Source organism: Streptomyces ureilyticus, from assembly GCF_011045025.1.
GTDB classification, from domain to species: domain Bacteria; phylum Actinomycetota; class Actinomycetes; order Streptomycetales; family Streptomycetaceae; genus Streptomyces; species Streptomyces ureilyticus.
Window position 1 is genome coordinate 1 of the sequence record NZ_JAAKZX010000033.1, and the last position, 13,553, is coordinate 13,553.

Genomic DNA, 13,553 nt, shown 5'->3' on the forward strand with positions numbered 1-13,553 from the left:
TCTACACCCAACTCGCCCAAACCAACCCCGCCGCCTACCTCCCCAACCTCGCCGCCTCCCTCAACAACCTCGCCATCGGCCTGGCGGAGACCGGGGACCGACAAGGCGCCCTCGAACCCGCCCACGAAGCCACCCGCATCTACACCCAACTCGCCCAAACCAACCCCGCCGCCTACCTCCCCAGCCTCGCCGGCTCCCTCAACAACCTCGCCGCACACCTGGCGAACACAAGCGACGAGTCAGCAGCCGTCCAGGCCTACACAGACACGGCAGCCACCCTCGCCCAGACGCACCCAGCCTCCACGCGCCGGATCGAGTACGAGCGCGAAGCCTTCCGGCTCGGACGCCCCGGTCCCGCATCCGAGGTCGGCCTGAGAGAGCTGATCCATCTGCTCGGCGGCAGTTTGACCGAACAGGCCGACAGCACCAGCCTGCGCGCTCGGCGGAGACTCCGCTCGTACGCCCAGGAGTCGCCCGGCAACGGCCAACTGCTGGAGCGGATCTGGCAGCAGGAGACTGACGCCCCTGTCCCGGAATGGCTGTCACTCCCGGAAGAGACGCTGGACCTGGTCGAAGAATGGATGTCGACGCCCACCTGGGCGGACAGCCAGGAGTTCTGGTCGCGCCACTCCGACGTCCTGGGCTCCTCAGCCGCCTCAACCGCCTTGGAGGAATACGCCCTCGTCACTCCCGTCGCCGAGCGGCACCTGACACTCAGGCGACTGATCCTCTCTGATGGCCCATCCCCCGCTTTCCACCCACTGATCCTGAGAGACCAGCTCACAGCCTGGCTGGAGTGCGAGAGCTGGGACGACTCGAAGCGCTTCTTCCAAGAGAACAACGAGCTGTTCCTCCACGAATCCGCCGAGGACACCCTCACAGCAGCCGATCCCTCCACCCCCGAGACCGAGGCACACACGGCTCTCCTGCACATCGCCCGCACGGAAGACATCGACACCGCCTTCCACCTTGTCCAAGACCGTGCCACTCTCCAGCAGTACGTCCTGCACGCGATGAACGAAGGCAACGCCCACGCCCTCTGGCACGCCTCCGCCATCGAGAGCGCGGTCTTCAACGACGATCAGTCATCCCTCACCCACGCCCAAGCCGCCCTCCTCCTGGCCGACGAGCCCGATTCACTCGACCCCGACGCCCTGGCCACCGCCGTAGCCGAAGCAGACCCGGAAACCCGCGACCGCCTCGTCTCCGAACTGGCCACCCTCAGCGCCCACCACGGCCGACAGCACGCTGCCCACTGGATCCGCCTCATCCAGGCCCTCACCCAAGCCGGCACGTGAGCCCGCCCTACGTGGTGTGCCTGGTCCTGGCCGCAGCCCCGACCCTCCCGAACGCCCCCAACGTCCTGGAGGAGCACCGCGACGTCCAACAGAGCATCGTGTACTCCCGCTACGGCCACACCATCCGCCTAGACACCCTCCCGGCAGCCCGCTGGGAAGACCTCGCCCAGTACCTGTCCTCCACCACGCCCCACGTCCTCCACTTCGCAGGCCGGGGCACCCCCGACGGCGGCCCCCGGTTCGTGACCGACGACGGCGGCGAGGCCCCGGTCTCGACAGACGGCCTGCGCACCTGCGTCACCACGGCCGCGGCGACCGGCCTCCATCTGCTCATCCTCAACGCCTGCTGGACAGCCCGCCTCGCCAAGGAACTCACCGACGCCGTCCCCACCGTCATCGGCTGGCAGGCCCAGGTGGCCGACCTCCACGCGCGCGGCTACGCCCGCGTCTTCTACCGCAACCTCGCCACCGGCGCATCCGTGGCCAAGGCACATGCGACGGCCTGCATGATGCTCAGCCTCTCCGGCTGTGTAGGCCCACCGCTCCTGCACAGTGCCGTAGACCACATCCCCGAGGCGCACTTCCTCATCAGCCCGGAGGCACGACCGGTCCCGCCGGGACAACCGGTCAAACCCCGCCAGTACGAGGCGATCGCACGCCTCCGCAAGCAACGGTTCGTCCACCGCCGCCCTGACCTCACTCACTTCTCCGGCAGCCGCGCCCCTCTGCTCGCCGCGATCCGCAACGCGTCCCCCAGCGCCTCGGCCAGTCGTACACCGGCGAAATGCAACTCTCGTTTCCCCGCGCCCGGTTCGTCGAGCAGTGACTTGGCCGCGTCCAGGACGTACGCGGCTGAGCCGAGCAGCTCCGTCTCCAACTCATCCGCCATACGGGACAGCCGGCTGTCGGCGTCGTCCGTGCTGAGGTAACACGGGCGGCCGTCCGGCGTGGTCCAGGGCAGCAACCGCAAGGGGGTGCCCGTTCCTTCGCGCATCATCTTCTGTCGCTCCTCCGAACCTGGCCCTTTGCCGGGCATGACCACCGGTGATTGATTACCGTGTGTGTCGCCATCGTTGCGCTATGGCAGATTGCTTCAACAGAAGTGACCCGTCCCGGCGTTGAGATCGGGACGACAACGGCCAACAGCTGACAGTCGAGAGGCGAGACCGATGACGTTCAAGCCGCAGACCCTGACCCCGTATCTGTCCGCCCGCCACTACTTCGGCGCCGAGCAGCGCCGCCATCGCGAGGGCGCGAGCCTGTCTCTCGTACAGCTCGCGGGGATCGTGAACTCCAGCAAGAGCACGCTCGCGCGAGTCGAAACGGCGGAGTTGATGCCACCGCCGGATCTGCCGGACCGGCTGGACGTCGCGTTCGGCACGGACCGGCACTTCCACGGGCTGTACGAACTGGCCAAGCGTGAGGCGCATCCGGACCAGTACCGGCGGTTCATGGACTTCGAGGCGCAGGCGGAGGTCATCGAGAACTACGAACCACAGGTCATCCCAGGGTTGTTGCAGACCAGGGAGTACGCCGACGCACAGCTCAGCCTCCAGGAGGAACTGCCCCGGGAGAAGGTGGAGGAACTCGTCAACGCCCGCATGGCCCGCAAGGACCGGCTCCGGTCGGCCCAGGCCCCGCTGCGCTGGGCGATCATCGACGAGGCGGTACTCCGAAGGCCCTTCGGCAGCAGGGAGTGCATGTACAAACAACTGGCCTCGCTGCTCAGGCAGGTGGATACTCCGGACAGTAAGGTCCAGGTGATGCCCTTCAGCGCCGGTGCGCACTACCTGATGGGTGGCGCCCTGACCCTGCTGACCCTTCCCAACAGCTCCACCGTGGCCTATGAAGAGGGCATCGAGGTCGGTCACCTCTACGAGGACCGGGACTTGGTGAAGAAATGGCGGCGGCGCTACGAAGTGCTCCGCGCCAACGCCCTCCCACAGGCCGCCTCGGCAGAGCTGATCCGACAGGCGATGGAGGACTACAAGTCATGCGACACACCCCCGAGCTGAACTCCGCACGCTGGCGGCGGAGCAGCTACAGCAACGCCAACGGGGGCAATTGCGTCGAGATCACCGACGACTTCCCCGGCGTCGTCCCCGTCCGCGACAGCAAGAACCCCCACGGCCCCGTACTCGTCGTCCCAGCCGCCGCTTGGGACGAGTTCGTCAACTCCCTGAAGGCGTAACGCACGATGGTGCCCCGTACGCGAACGTGCGGGGCACCATCGATCCGGCGCCATCAACCCATCAGACGCCCGCCGGCTCCGGCTCCCCGGACTCCGCCTCTGCGGAGGACCCGGACGCGGCCCCGGCCTTCTTCTCCCGCTTCGCCGCCCTCTTCTTCGCCCGCCGCTCCTTGCGGAGTTCCACCATCGCGTACAGCGTCGGCACCAGCAGCAGCGTCAGCAGCGTCGACGTGATCAGGCCGCCGATGACCACCACGGCCAGCGGCTGGGCGATGAAGCCGCCCTCGCCCGTGACGCCCAGGGCCATGGGGAGGAGGGCGAAGATCGTCGCCAATGCCGTCATCAGGATGGGGCGCAGCCGGTGGCGGCCGCCCTCCAGTACGGCCTCGACCACTCCGTAACCCTGCCTGCGGTACTGGTTGATCAGGTCGATCAGGACGATCGCGTTCGTGACCACGATGCCGATGAGCATCAGCATGCCGATCATCGCCGGTACGCCCATGGGGGTGCCCGTGGCGACCAGCAGACCGATCGCGCCCGTTGCCGCGAACGGGATCGACACCAGCAGGATCAGCGGCTGGATCAGGGACCGGAAGGTCGCCACCAGGAGCATGAAGACGATCGCGATCGCCGCGAGCATCGCGAGGCCCAGGGACGCGAACGCCTCGTCCTGGTCCTGGGAGACACCGCCGATCTCCGCCGTCGCACCGTCCGGGAGCTTCAGCGCGTCGAGCTTCGTCGTGAGGTCCGCGCTCACCGCGCCGGTGTTCTCGCCCGTCGGCTTCGCCGTGATCGTCGCCGCGCGCTGACCGTCGATCCGGGTCATCGAGACCGGGCCGTCGACCAGTTCCACCGTGGCGATGTCACCGAGCACCGCACCGGGACCGAGCTGGAGTTTCTTCAGCTCGTCCAGCGTCTGGGCCGGCTTCGCCGACTTGATGACCACGTCGCGCTCGGTGTCGTCCAGGATCGCCGTGCCGCTGGGGGTGCCGCGCACCGCCTGGGCCACGGCCGCGCCGAGCGTCGTGTCGTTGAACCCGGCCGCCGCGGCCTCGGAGTTGGCCTTGACGGAGATCCGCGGCACGGACTGCGCGAGGTCGCTCGTCACGTCCGTGACGTCGTCGAGCCCGGCGACCGCGTCCCGTACCTCCTCCGCGGCCTCGCGCAGCACCTCGGCGTCGGCGGACTTGACGACCACGCTCAGCTCCTGGGCGCCGAAGCCGTCTCCGGCCGAGATCGTCGTCGTACCGATCCCGGAGAGCTTGCCGAGCCCTTCCTCGATGCGGTCCTGGACATCGTCGTACGAGGCCGAGTCCGCGACCTTGACGGTGTACGAGGCCTGGTTGGAGTCCGTGCCCCCGCCGAACGCGGCCAGGAAGCCGGACGAGCCGACCGTGACCTGGTAGTCCTCGACGCCCTGCACGTCGTCGAGCAGCTGCTCGACCTTCTTGGCCTGCGCGTCGGTCGCCGCCAGGCTGGTGCCGGGCTTCAACTCCTGCTTGACGGTGAGGACTTCCTGCTCGCCCTGGTCGAAGAAGTTGGTCTTCAGCAGGGGCGCCATGGCGAACGTGCCGATGAGGACGACGATCGCGATGGCCACGCTGGTGAGGCGGCGCCGGGTGGCGAACCGCAGGACAGGGACGTAACTGCGCTGGAGTCGGCTGCGGGCCTCCTTCTCCTCGGCCTTGCGGCGGGCCTCGTCGGCGTCCGCGGGTGTGCCCTTGGGGGCGCGCAGGAACCAGTACGAGAGCACCGGTACGACCGTCAGCGAGACGAGCAGCGAGGCCAGCAGCGCCGCCGTCACGGTCAGGCTGAAGGAGCCGAACAGTTCGCCGACCATGCCGCCGGTCAGGCCGATCGGGAGGAAGACGGCGACCGTCGTGAGAGTGGAGGACGTGACCGCGCCCGCGACCTCCCGTACCGCCTTGAGGATCGCCTCCTGGCGCTCCTCGCCGTAGCCGAGGTGGCGCTTGATGTTCTCCAGGACCACGATCGAGTCGTCGACGACGCGGCCGATCGCGATGGTCAGGGCGCCCAGCGTCAGCATGTTGAGCGAGAGGTCCCGGGTCCACAGGACGATCAGCGCGAGGACCACCGACAACGGGATCGAGACCGCGGTGACGAGGGTCGAGCGGACCGAGGCCAGGAAGACCAGGATGATCACGACCGCGAACAGCAGGCCGAGCGCGCCCTCGGTGGTCAGGCCCGAGATGGACTTGGAGACCGCCGGGCCCTGGTCGCTGACCACGGTGATCGTCGAGCCGGAGCCGAGGTCTTTGCGCAGGTCCGGCAGCTTGTCCTGGACCGCGTCGGAGATGGCGACCGCGCTGCCGTCGTGGTCCATCGTCAGCGCCACGGAGAGGCTGGGCTTGCCGTCGGTGCGGGTGATGGACTGCGCCGTGGCGGGCTGCTCTTCGACCGTGGCGATGTCCCCGAGGCGTACGGGCTTCTTGACGCCCTCGCCGGTGACCATCAGGTCCTGGATCTGCTTGAGGGAGGTGAAGCCGCCGCCGACCTGGACGGTTCGGTTGCTGCCGTTCTCGTCGAAGGAGCCGGCCGGGACGGTCGCGCCGCCGGCCTGGAGAGCCTGGCCGAGGACGGCGGGGTTGACCCCCGCGCGCGCCATCTCGGCGTCGTCGGGCGTGACGGTGACCTCGAGGTCCCGTACGCCGTCGACCGTGACCTGGCCGACGCCGTCGATGTCGCGCAGCTCGGGCAGGACCGTGCGGTCGAGCTGGTCCGAGAGGGCCTGCTGGTCCTTGTCGGAGGTGACGGCGAGGACGACGGTCGGGATGTCGTCCGTGGAACCGGCGACGACCTGCGGGTCCACGTCGTCCGGGAGCTGGACGCGGGCGCGGTTGACGGCCTGCTGGACGTCGGCGACGAGTTGCTCGGTGTCGTTGCCGTAGTCGAAGGACGCCATGATCAGGGCGTTGCCCTCGCTGGCGGTGGAGGTGACGCCGGAGATGCCGTCGACGCCTTCGAGGTTGTCCTCGATGGGCTCGACGACCTGCTTCTCGACGACGTCGGGGGACGCACCCTGGTACGGCGCGAGCACCGACACCACGGGCAGTTCGATGGTGGGCAGCAACTGCTGCTTGAGCTGCGGGATCGCGATCGCTCCGAAAGCTAACGCGACGATCGACATCAGCCCGATCAGGGCCCGTTGCGCGAGGCTGAACCTGGACAGCCAGGACATGAGTGGCGGATCTCTCTTCTGTGGCTGGGGGTGGCTGTGTGCTGGAGCGGCAAGAAGGGCGCATGTGAGCGCCCACCCCTACACCCTGAGCCACCGTCGAGAGCCGATCCGTCGCTCCCAGGTCTCGTTCCTTATCCGGCCCCTACTGCGGGCGCAGTACGGGCGGCCGGAGCTCACTCCACCTTTGGACGTACCAGCCCCGACTCGTAGGCGATGACGACCAGTTGGGCCCGGTCGCGGGCGCCCAGCTTGGCCATGGCGCGGTTGACGTGGGTCTTCACGGTGAGCGGGCTGACCTCGAGGCGTTCGGCGATCTCGTCGTTCGAGTGGCCGCCCGCGACCTGGACGAGGACCTCGCGTTCGCGGCCGGTCAGCGCGGCGAGGCGTTCGGCGCGGGCGGGGTCCCGGTCGCCGTCCGCTCCGTCGCCCTGCGCGAGGAACTTGGCGATCAGCCCCTTGGTGGCCACCGGCGACAGCAGCGCCTCGCCGCTCGCCGCGACCCGGATGGCGTTGAGCAACTCGTCCGGCTCGGCCCCCTTGCCGAGGAAGCCGGAGGCGCCGGCCCGCAGGGACCGCACCACGTACTCGTCGACCTCGAAGGTCGTCAGCATGACCACGCGTACGTGCGTGAGGCCGGGGTCGGCGCTGATCAGCCGGGTGGCGGCGAGACCGTCCGTGCCGGGCATACGGATGTCCATCAGGACGACGTCGGCCCGCTCCTCGCGCGCGAGCCGCACCGCTTCGGCGCCGTCCGAGGCCTCGCCGACGACCTCCATGTCGGGCTCGGAGTCGACCAGGACGCGGAACGCGCTCCGCAGCAGGGCCTGGTCGTCGGCGAGCAGGACGCGGATGGTCATGCGGGGTCCCCCGTGGGTGCCGTTCTCCTGGATGCCGCAGTCGTCGACGGCACGTTCGCCGAGGCGGTGCCTCCGGTCGTGCGCCCGGCCGTGTCCTCGGTGCGGCTCTTGACCGGCAGGATCGCATGGACGCGGAAGCCGCCTCCGTAGCGGGGTCCGGCGGTGCAGCTGCCGCCGAGCGCGGTGACCCGCTCGCGCATGCCGAGCAGCCCGTGCCCGCCGTTCTTGTCCTGCCGGGCCTCGGCGTCGTCGCCGGGCCCGTTGTCCAGCACGGTGATCTCCACGTTCGGCCCCACGCGTACGACGCTGACCTCGGCCTTCGCCTCCGTACCCGCGTGCTTGCGCACATTGGTGAGGGCTTCCTGGATGATCCGGTACGCGGCCAGGTCGACGGCCGCGGGCAGGGCGGTGCCCTGGTCGGTGCGGGCCACCTCGACGGGCAGGCCCGCGTTGCGGAAGGTGCCGACGAGTTCGTCGAGCCGGTCCAGGCCCGGGGCCGGTTCGGTGGGTGCCTCGGGGTCGCCGGACTGCCTCAACAGGCCGACGGTCGCGCGGAGTTCGTTGAGCGCGGAGCGGCTGGCCTCGCGTACGTGGGCGAGGGCTTCCTTGGCCTGGTCGGGGCGCTTGTCCATGACGTGGGCGGCGACTCCGGCCTGGACGTTGACGAGCGCGATGTGGTGGGCGACGACGTCGTGCAGATCCCGCGCGATGCGGAGGCGTTCCTCGGCGACGCGGCGGCGGGCCTCTTCCTCACGGGTGCGTTCGGCGCGTTCGGCACGCTCTCTTATGGCGTGCACGAAGGCGCGGCGGCTGCGCACCGCGTCGCCCGCGGCGGCGGCCATGCCGGTCCAGGCGAAGATGCCGAGGTTCTCCTGCTCGTACCAGGGCATGGAGCCGGCGAGCATCGCGACGCCCGTCAGGACGGTCATGGTGAGCAGGCCGACCCGCCAGGTGGTGGGCCGGTCGGTCGCCGACGCCACCGTGTAAAGGGCGACCACGGCGGACATGGCGACCGGAGTCCGCGGGTCGCCGCTGACCAGCTCGATGACGGTGAGGGCGCCCGTCACCGCGAGTACCGGGAGGGGGCCGCGGCGGCGGAAGGCCAGGGTGACGCCGGCCAGCGTCATCAGGGTGAAGCCCAGCGCGTCGGGTGCCTGCGTGCCCCAGGTTTTGCCGTCGCCGTGCTCCTCGGGAGCTGCGAACGACGCGACGATCATGATCGCCAGTACGGCTGCTGCCAGCGCGCCGTCCGCTGCCAGCGGGTGCGTCCGCAGCCAGGTTGCGGTGCGCTTGATTGTGCTCACGCGTTCACCGTACGGGGCCACTGCGTGGGGCGGAACTGGTGGTAACGGTAGCCGGAGGCTCCCTGCACCGGAACTGGAGCGGCTAGCCCGGAATCAGGCCGTCCTCGCTCAGCATCTCCCTGACTTCCTCCAGGGTTGCGTCCGGGGACGGGAGGATCAGTTCCGAAGGCTCCAGGGCGTCGTCGGGAAGGGGCGTGCCCAGGCGGCGTACTGCTTCGAGGAGTGCTCCCAGCGTGCGCCGGAAGCCCTCTTCGTCGCCGGACTCCATCTCCGCGAGGAGTTCGTCGTCCAGCTTGTTCAGTTCGGCGAAGTGGGCGTTGTCCAGCTTCACCTGTCCCTCCCCCATGATCCGTACGATCACGACGCCCTCCTCAAGGCGTGGGACTGCTACGGCGTGGGACTCACTGCTTGTCGAAGCGCGGGGTGTCCCGAGGCTGATCCTGTGACCCTGACTGCGACTGGTCCTGGGACTGCGCCTGCCCCGAAGTATTGCCCGTACCGCCCTCGATCGCCTGCTGAGGCGTCGACGGGCCGGCCAGCTCCGCCTTCATCCGCTGGAGTTCCAGCTCCACGTCCGTGCCACCGGAGAGCCGGTCCAGCTCGCTCTGAATGTCGTCCTTGGCCAGCCCGGAGGAGTCGTCGAGGGCACCGGAGGCGAGCAGTTCGTCGATGGCGCCGGCGCGGGCCTGGAGCTGCGCCGTCTTGTCCTCGGCGCGCTGTATGGCCAGGCCGACGTCGCCCATCTCCTCGGAGATCCCGGAGAAGGCCTCGCCGATCCTGGTCTGTGCCTGGGCCGCGGTGTACGTGGCCTTGATGGTCTCCTTCTTCGTACGGAAGGCGTCGACCTTGGCCTGCAGCCGCTGCGCGGCGAGCGTGAGCTTCTCCTCCTCTCCCTGGAGGGTCTGGTGCTGCGTCTCCAGGTCCGTGACCTGCTGCTGGAGCGCGGCACGGCGCGACAGCGCCTCACGCGCCAGGTCCTCGCGGCCGAGGGCGAGGGCCTTGCGGCCCTGGTCCTCCAGCTTCGAGGACTGGCTCTGGAGCTGGTTGAGCTGCAGCTCCAGGCGCTTGCGGGAGGTCGCCACGTCGGCGACTCCGCGGCGCACCTTCTGCAGCAGCTCCAGCTGCTTCTGGTACGAGTAGTCGAGGGTTTCGCGCGGGTCCTCGGCCCGGTCAAGGGCCTTGTTCGCCTTCGCGCGGAAGATCATCCCCATACGCTTCATGACACCGCTCATGGGCTTCGCGCGCCCCCTTCTGACGGACTTCCAGCTCCAGCGACTGCAACAGAACCCACGGTACGGGCTCTGCATCCATTACCGCACTGTTCGGGGACGGATGCGCTCATCCCCAAGGACGACTGTTTTCGGCACCGCTCCGGCGTAGGGAGTAGATGCCTCCCAGGGTTAGGTACGGGACAAGGTCGGGATTACCTCAGGCGCACTGGGGGCGAACCGTCGGCAACGCCCTCTCTGTGTCCCCCCTGTGCCCCTACAGACGACCGGTGTTGCCGGATCGTTCCCCGCAGGACTGTGGTCCATGCCTGGTGACCCCGTACCCTTGGGTTTTGTGTTCCGTAGCCGTGCCAAGGAAGAGAAGGCCCTCGCCGACAAGGCGCCGGTGACCGACTCCAAGCAGCCCCGCGACCCCCAGGCCCCCAAGGGACGCCCCACGCCCAAACGCAGTGAGGCCCAGTCCCAGCGCCGCAGCGTCGCCAGTACGCCGACGAACCGCAAGGAGGCGGCCAAGCAGCAGCGCGAGGACCGCCGCCGTGCGCTGGCGAAACAGCGCGAGGCGCTGGCCAGCGGCGACGAGCGCTATCTACCGGCCCGCGACAAGGGACCCGTGCGGAAGTACGCACGCCACTTCGTCGACTCACGTTTCTGCGTCGCCGAGTTCTTCCTGCCGATGGCCGTGGTCATCCTCGTACTGAGCATGGTGCAGATCCCGCAGTTGCAGAACATCGCTCTGCTGCTGTGGCTCTTCGTCATCGTGATGATCGTGGTCGACTCGATCGGCATCGCGATCCGCCTGAAGCGGCAGCTCAACGAGCGCCTCCCCGACGAGTCCAAGCGCGGCGCCGTCGCCTACGCGCTGATGCGCAGCCTCCAGATGCGTCGCCTCCGGCTGCCGAAGCCGCAGGTCAAGCGCGGAGAGCGGCCCTGAGCGCGCAGGCTTTCGCGGGCGGTGCGGCGGATGCCTGGCTGAGCAAGCTGGGCGGATTACGGGATGTCGTACGGCAGGAACTGGTCACCCGGCAGCTCGATGAGCAGATAGCCGGGCGGTTCCCTGTGGGACAGCGGCTGCGGGTGCTCGACGTGGGCATGGGCCAGGGCACCCAGGCGCTCCGCCTGGCGCGGGCCGGGCACAAGGTCACCGGACTCGAGCAGGACCCGACGATGGTCGCCACGGCCCGCGAGGCGCTCGCCGCCGAGCCGGAGGGGATCCGCAGCCGGGTACGGCTGTTCGAGGGGGACGGGCGGGAGACCGGCGTCCACTTCCTGCCGGGCAGTTTCGATGTGGTGCTGTGCCACGGCGTCCTCATGTACGTCGAGGAGCCCGACGCCCTGGTCGCAGGCCTGGCCCGGATGCTGGCCCCCGGCGGACTGCTGTCGCTGCTCGTGCGGAACGGCGACGCCCTCGCGATGCGGCCGGGCCTCGCCGGTGACTGGCCCGGTGCGCTGGCCGCGTTCGGGACGAGCGCCTATACGAACCGGCTCGGCCTCGACGTACGCGCGGACCGGCTCGACGTGCTCACCGGCACGCTGGCCGGGATCGGGGCGCCGTTGCACGCCTGGTACGGGGTGCGGGTCTTCACGGATCTGGCCGCGGACGACGCGCCCGTTCCGGACGATGTGGAGGCGCTGCTGGCCGCCGAGGAGCGGGCCGGGCGGACGGATCCGTATCGGGGGGTGGCGGCGTTGCTGCACTTGTGCGGGGTGCGGGGCTGAGGCGCCTGGGGCACCTTGAAGCGCTGGTGGCCGCGACCGTTCGTACGGTCGCGGCCACTTTGCTGATTGCGGTACGTCTACGGAGCTACGAAGAAGCCTCCGCGTGCAGGCTCATCGGGCCGTAGATCTCCGTGGCGTCCTCGAACAGCCGGACCTGGTCCGCTCCCCCGTCGGCCAGCGCCTTCCAGTGCTCACCGAGCCAGGACTCGGCGTCGCCCTGCGTGGTGAACTCCTCGGGCTGTACCGCGGGCTGGACCTCCGCCCCGTCGGCCTTCTCGAACCGCCACGTCCATGCCGCCATGTCGCCTCCCAAGTACCGAACCAGTACCGAACAAGTACCGAGCAAGATCGGGTTACGGCCCAGACTAGGCGTTCCGCCGCAGGTTCGGGGTTCGCGCCTCCAAAGGGTGCGCCTCTAAGGGGACTCTCAGGGGACCCCTGTCGCGCATGCGGTGGCCGAGGCGGAAAAATCAACCCCGTGGACATCACTCTGCTCGGGACCGGTGCTCCCGATGGTCTGCCCCGCCCCGGTTGCCCGTGTGCGGCCTGCGCGGCCGCGCTCGGGCGGGATGCGCGGGCCGCCACCGCCGTTCTCGTCGACGGCACGTTGTTGCTCGACCTGACTCCCGGGGCGGCGTTCGCGGCCGCCCGGGTGGGGCGGTCGCTGGCCGGTGTACGGCAGGTGCTGTTGTCGCACCCGCACGACGGGCCGGCGGTCGAAGTGCCCGCGGGACTGCCGCAGCCCGGGCGCGTACCGGACGGGCGGGAGCTTGCGCTGCTCACCGGGCACCGGGTGCGGGCGGTGGCGCTGGACGCACCCGGGACGGGGTACGCGGTGACCGGGCCCGACGGGCAGCGGCTGCTGTATCTGCCGCCGGGCGCGGCACCCTCGGGGCTCGCTGTGGGGGACGGTGCGGCGGACGAGTCGTACGACATGGTGGTCGCCGATGTGCTCGGGCGGCCGGACGCGCTGGCCCGGTTGCGCGCGGCCGGGGCCGCCGGGCCCGCGACCGACGTGATCGCGGTGCATGTCGACCACGATGTGCCGCCGGGCCCCGAACTGCGGCGGCGGCTCGCGGCGGCGGGGGCGCGGGCGGTGCCTGACGGGACGACGCTGACCGTGGGGGTGTACGAGGACGTCCCCGACGTACCGCGCCGGACGCTGGTCCTCGGCGGGGCGCGGTCCGGGAAGTCCGTGGAGGCGGAACGGCGTCTGGAGGCCTTCCCGGATGTGCTGTACGTGGCGACCGGTGGCACCCGCGACGGGGACGGCGAGTGGGCGGCCCGGGTGAGTGCCCATCGTGAGCGGCGTCCAGGTTCCTGGCGTACCGCCGAGACCTGCGATCTCGTACCGCTGCTGAAGGAGGACGGGCCGCCGCTGCTCATCGACTGTCTGTCGCTGTGGCTGACGGACGCGATGGACTCCGTCGACGCCTGGGACGACGACGAGTGGGCGGGTGGGGGCGAGAACGCCCTGCGGGCGCGGGTCGAGGAGCTGACGTCCGCCGTCCGCGAGACCCGCCGCACCGTTGTCGCCGTCTCCAACGAGGTGGGGTCGGGGATCGTCCCGGCCACGCCTTCCGGGCGCCGTTACCGGGATGAGCTGGGCCGGTTGAACGCGGGGTTCGCGGCGGAGTGCGAGCACGTGTTGTTGGTGGTGGCGGGGCAGGCGCTGCCGCTGCGGGGGTGAGGGCGTAAGGGGCCGCGGAGCGGCCGCAAACGGGCGGGCGGGTAGGTGGGAAAACGCCGCGGAGCGGTG

Annotated in this window: 12 protein-coding genes and 1 pseudogene; 7 read left to right on the forward strand and 6 right to left on the reverse strand. The window is 69.9% G+C overall.

Going from position 1 to position 13,553, the window contains the following annotated elements:
- From G6048_RS13275 to G6048_RS13295, 4 genes and pseudogenes are all read left to right on the forward strand, one after another.
- Positions 1-1,298 (forward strand): annotated as a pseudogene (locus tag G6048_RS13275) (tetratricopeptide repeat protein); the annotation flags it as partial.
- On the forward strand, positions 1,256-2,227 hold the full coding sequence (locus G6048_RS51340) for a CHAT domain-containing protein (protein ID WP_328825859.1): 972 nt from the start codon (positions 1,256-1,258) through the stop codon (positions 2,225-2,227). The pseudogene G6048_RS13275 and the gene G6048_RS51340, both read left to right, overlap by 43 nt.
- A gap of 240 nt (positions 2,228-2,467) precedes the next feature.
- Positions 2,468-3,313, forward strand: a complete 846-nt coding sequence (locus tag G6048_RS13290) for a helix-turn-helix domain-containing protein (RefSeq protein ID WP_165339719.1) — start codon at positions 2,468-2,470, stop codon at positions 3,311-3,313.
- Positions 3,292-3,489 carry a DUF397 domain-containing protein gene (locus tag G6048_RS13295; protein WP_165339720.1) on the forward strand — a complete coding sequence of 66 codons (198 nt, stop codon included), beginning with the start codon at positions 3,292-3,294 and terminating at the stop codon, positions 3,487-3,489. Before G6048_RS13290 ends, G6048_RS13295 begins: the two co-directional genes overlap by 22 nt.
- A 61-nt stretch (positions 3,490-3,550) precedes the next feature.
- Here G6048_RS13295 and G6048_RS13300 read toward each other — a convergent pair whose 3' ends face one another.
- The 5 genes from G6048_RS13300 to G6048_RS13320 form a co-directional block, all read right to left on the reverse strand.
- Entirely contained in the window at positions 3,551-6,688 is a 3,138-nt protein-coding gene (locus G6048_RS13300; protein ID WP_165339721.1) for an efflux RND transporter permease subunit, read from the reverse strand.
- A gap of 173 nt (positions 6,689-6,861) precedes the next feature.
- Positions 6,862-7,545, reverse strand: coding sequence for a response regulator (locus G6048_RS13305; protein ID WP_165339722.1), 684 nt, complete (start codon positions 7,543-7,545; stop codon positions 6,862-6,864).
- Complete coding sequence (locus tag G6048_RS13310; RefSeq protein WP_328825836.1) at positions 7,542-8,849, reverse strand: sensor histidine kinase; 1,308 nt, start codon at positions 8,847-8,849, stop codon at positions 7,542-7,544. The genes G6048_RS13305 and G6048_RS13310 overlap by 4 nt, the downstream gene beginning before the upstream one ends.
- Positions 8,850-8,931: 82 nt before the next feature.
- On the reverse strand, positions 8,932-9,210 hold the full coding sequence (gene pspAA / locus G6048_RS13315) for a PspA-associated protein PspAA (RefSeq protein ID WP_165339723.1): 279 nt from the start codon (positions 9,208-9,210) through the stop codon (positions 8,932-8,934).
- Positions 9,211-9,250: 40 nt separating this feature from the next.
- Positions 9,251-10,081, reverse strand: coding sequence for a PspA/IM30 family protein (locus tag G6048_RS13320; protein ID WP_165339724.1), 831 nt, complete (start codon positions 10,079-10,081; stop codon positions 9,251-9,253).
- A 301-nt stretch (positions 10,082-10,382) separates the two neighbouring features.
- On the opposite strand from G6048_RS13320, the gene G6048_RS13325 reads away from it, so the two are divergent.
- Entirely contained in the window at positions 10,383-11,009 is a 627-nt protein-coding gene (locus G6048_RS13325; protein ID WP_165339725.1) for a DUF3043 domain-containing protein, read from the forward strand.
- Between the two features lie 80 nt (positions 11,010-11,089).
- The gene (locus G6048_RS13330; RefSeq protein WP_165339767.1) at positions 11,090-11,794 is read left to right on the forward strand and encodes a class I SAM-dependent methyltransferase; all 705 of its coding nucleotides are present in this window, start codon (positions 11,090-11,092) and stop codon (positions 11,792-11,794) included.
- Between the two features lie 85 nt (positions 11,795-11,879).
- Here G6048_RS13330 and G6048_RS13335 read toward each other — a convergent pair whose 3' ends face one another.
- The gene (locus G6048_RS13335) at positions 11,880-12,095 is read right to left on the reverse strand and encodes a hypothetical protein (protein WP_165339726.1); all 216 of its coding nucleotides are present in this window, start codon (positions 12,093-12,095) and stop codon (positions 11,880-11,882) included.
- A 177-nt stretch (positions 12,096-12,272) separates the two neighbouring features.
- Here G6048_RS13335 and G6048_RS13340 point away from each other — a divergent pair, with 177 nt between their 5' ends.
- Positions 12,273-13,484, forward strand: a complete 1,212-nt coding sequence (locus G6048_RS13340) for a bifunctional adenosylcobinamide kinase/adenosylcobinamide-phosphate guanylyltransferase (protein ID WP_165339727.1) — start codon at positions 12,273-12,275, stop codon at positions 13,482-13,484.
- Positions 13,485-13,553: the final 69 nt, after the last annotated feature.

Coding starts and splice junctions, on each gene's coding strand:
- G6048_RS13290 (WP_165339719.1), top strand. CDS start 2,468: ATGACGTTCAAGCCGCAGACCCTGACCCCGTATCTGTCCGCCCGCCAC.
- G6048_RS13295 (WP_165339720.1), top strand. CDS start 3,292: ATGCGACACACCCCCGAGCTGAACTCCGCACGCTGGCGGCGGAGCAGC.
- G6048_RS13300 (WP_165339721.1), bottom strand. CDS start 6,688: ATGTCCTGGCTGTCCAGGTTCAGCCTCGCGCAACGGGCCCTGATCGGG.
- G6048_RS13305 (WP_165339722.1), bottom strand. CDS start 7,545: ATGACCATCCGCGTCCTGCTCGCCGACGACCAGGCCCTGCTGCGGAGC.
- G6048_RS13320 (WP_165339724.1), bottom strand. CDS start 10,081: ATGAGCGGTGTCATGAAGCGTATGGGGATGATCTTCCGCGCGAAGGCG.
- G6048_RS13325 (WP_165339725.1), top strand. CDS start 10,383: ATGCCTGGTGACCCCGTACCCTTGGGTTTTGTGTTCCGTAGCCGTGCC.
- G6048_RS13335 (WP_165339726.1), bottom strand. CDS start 12,095: ATGGCGGCATGGACGTGGCGGTTCGAGAAGGCCGACGGGGCGGAGGTC.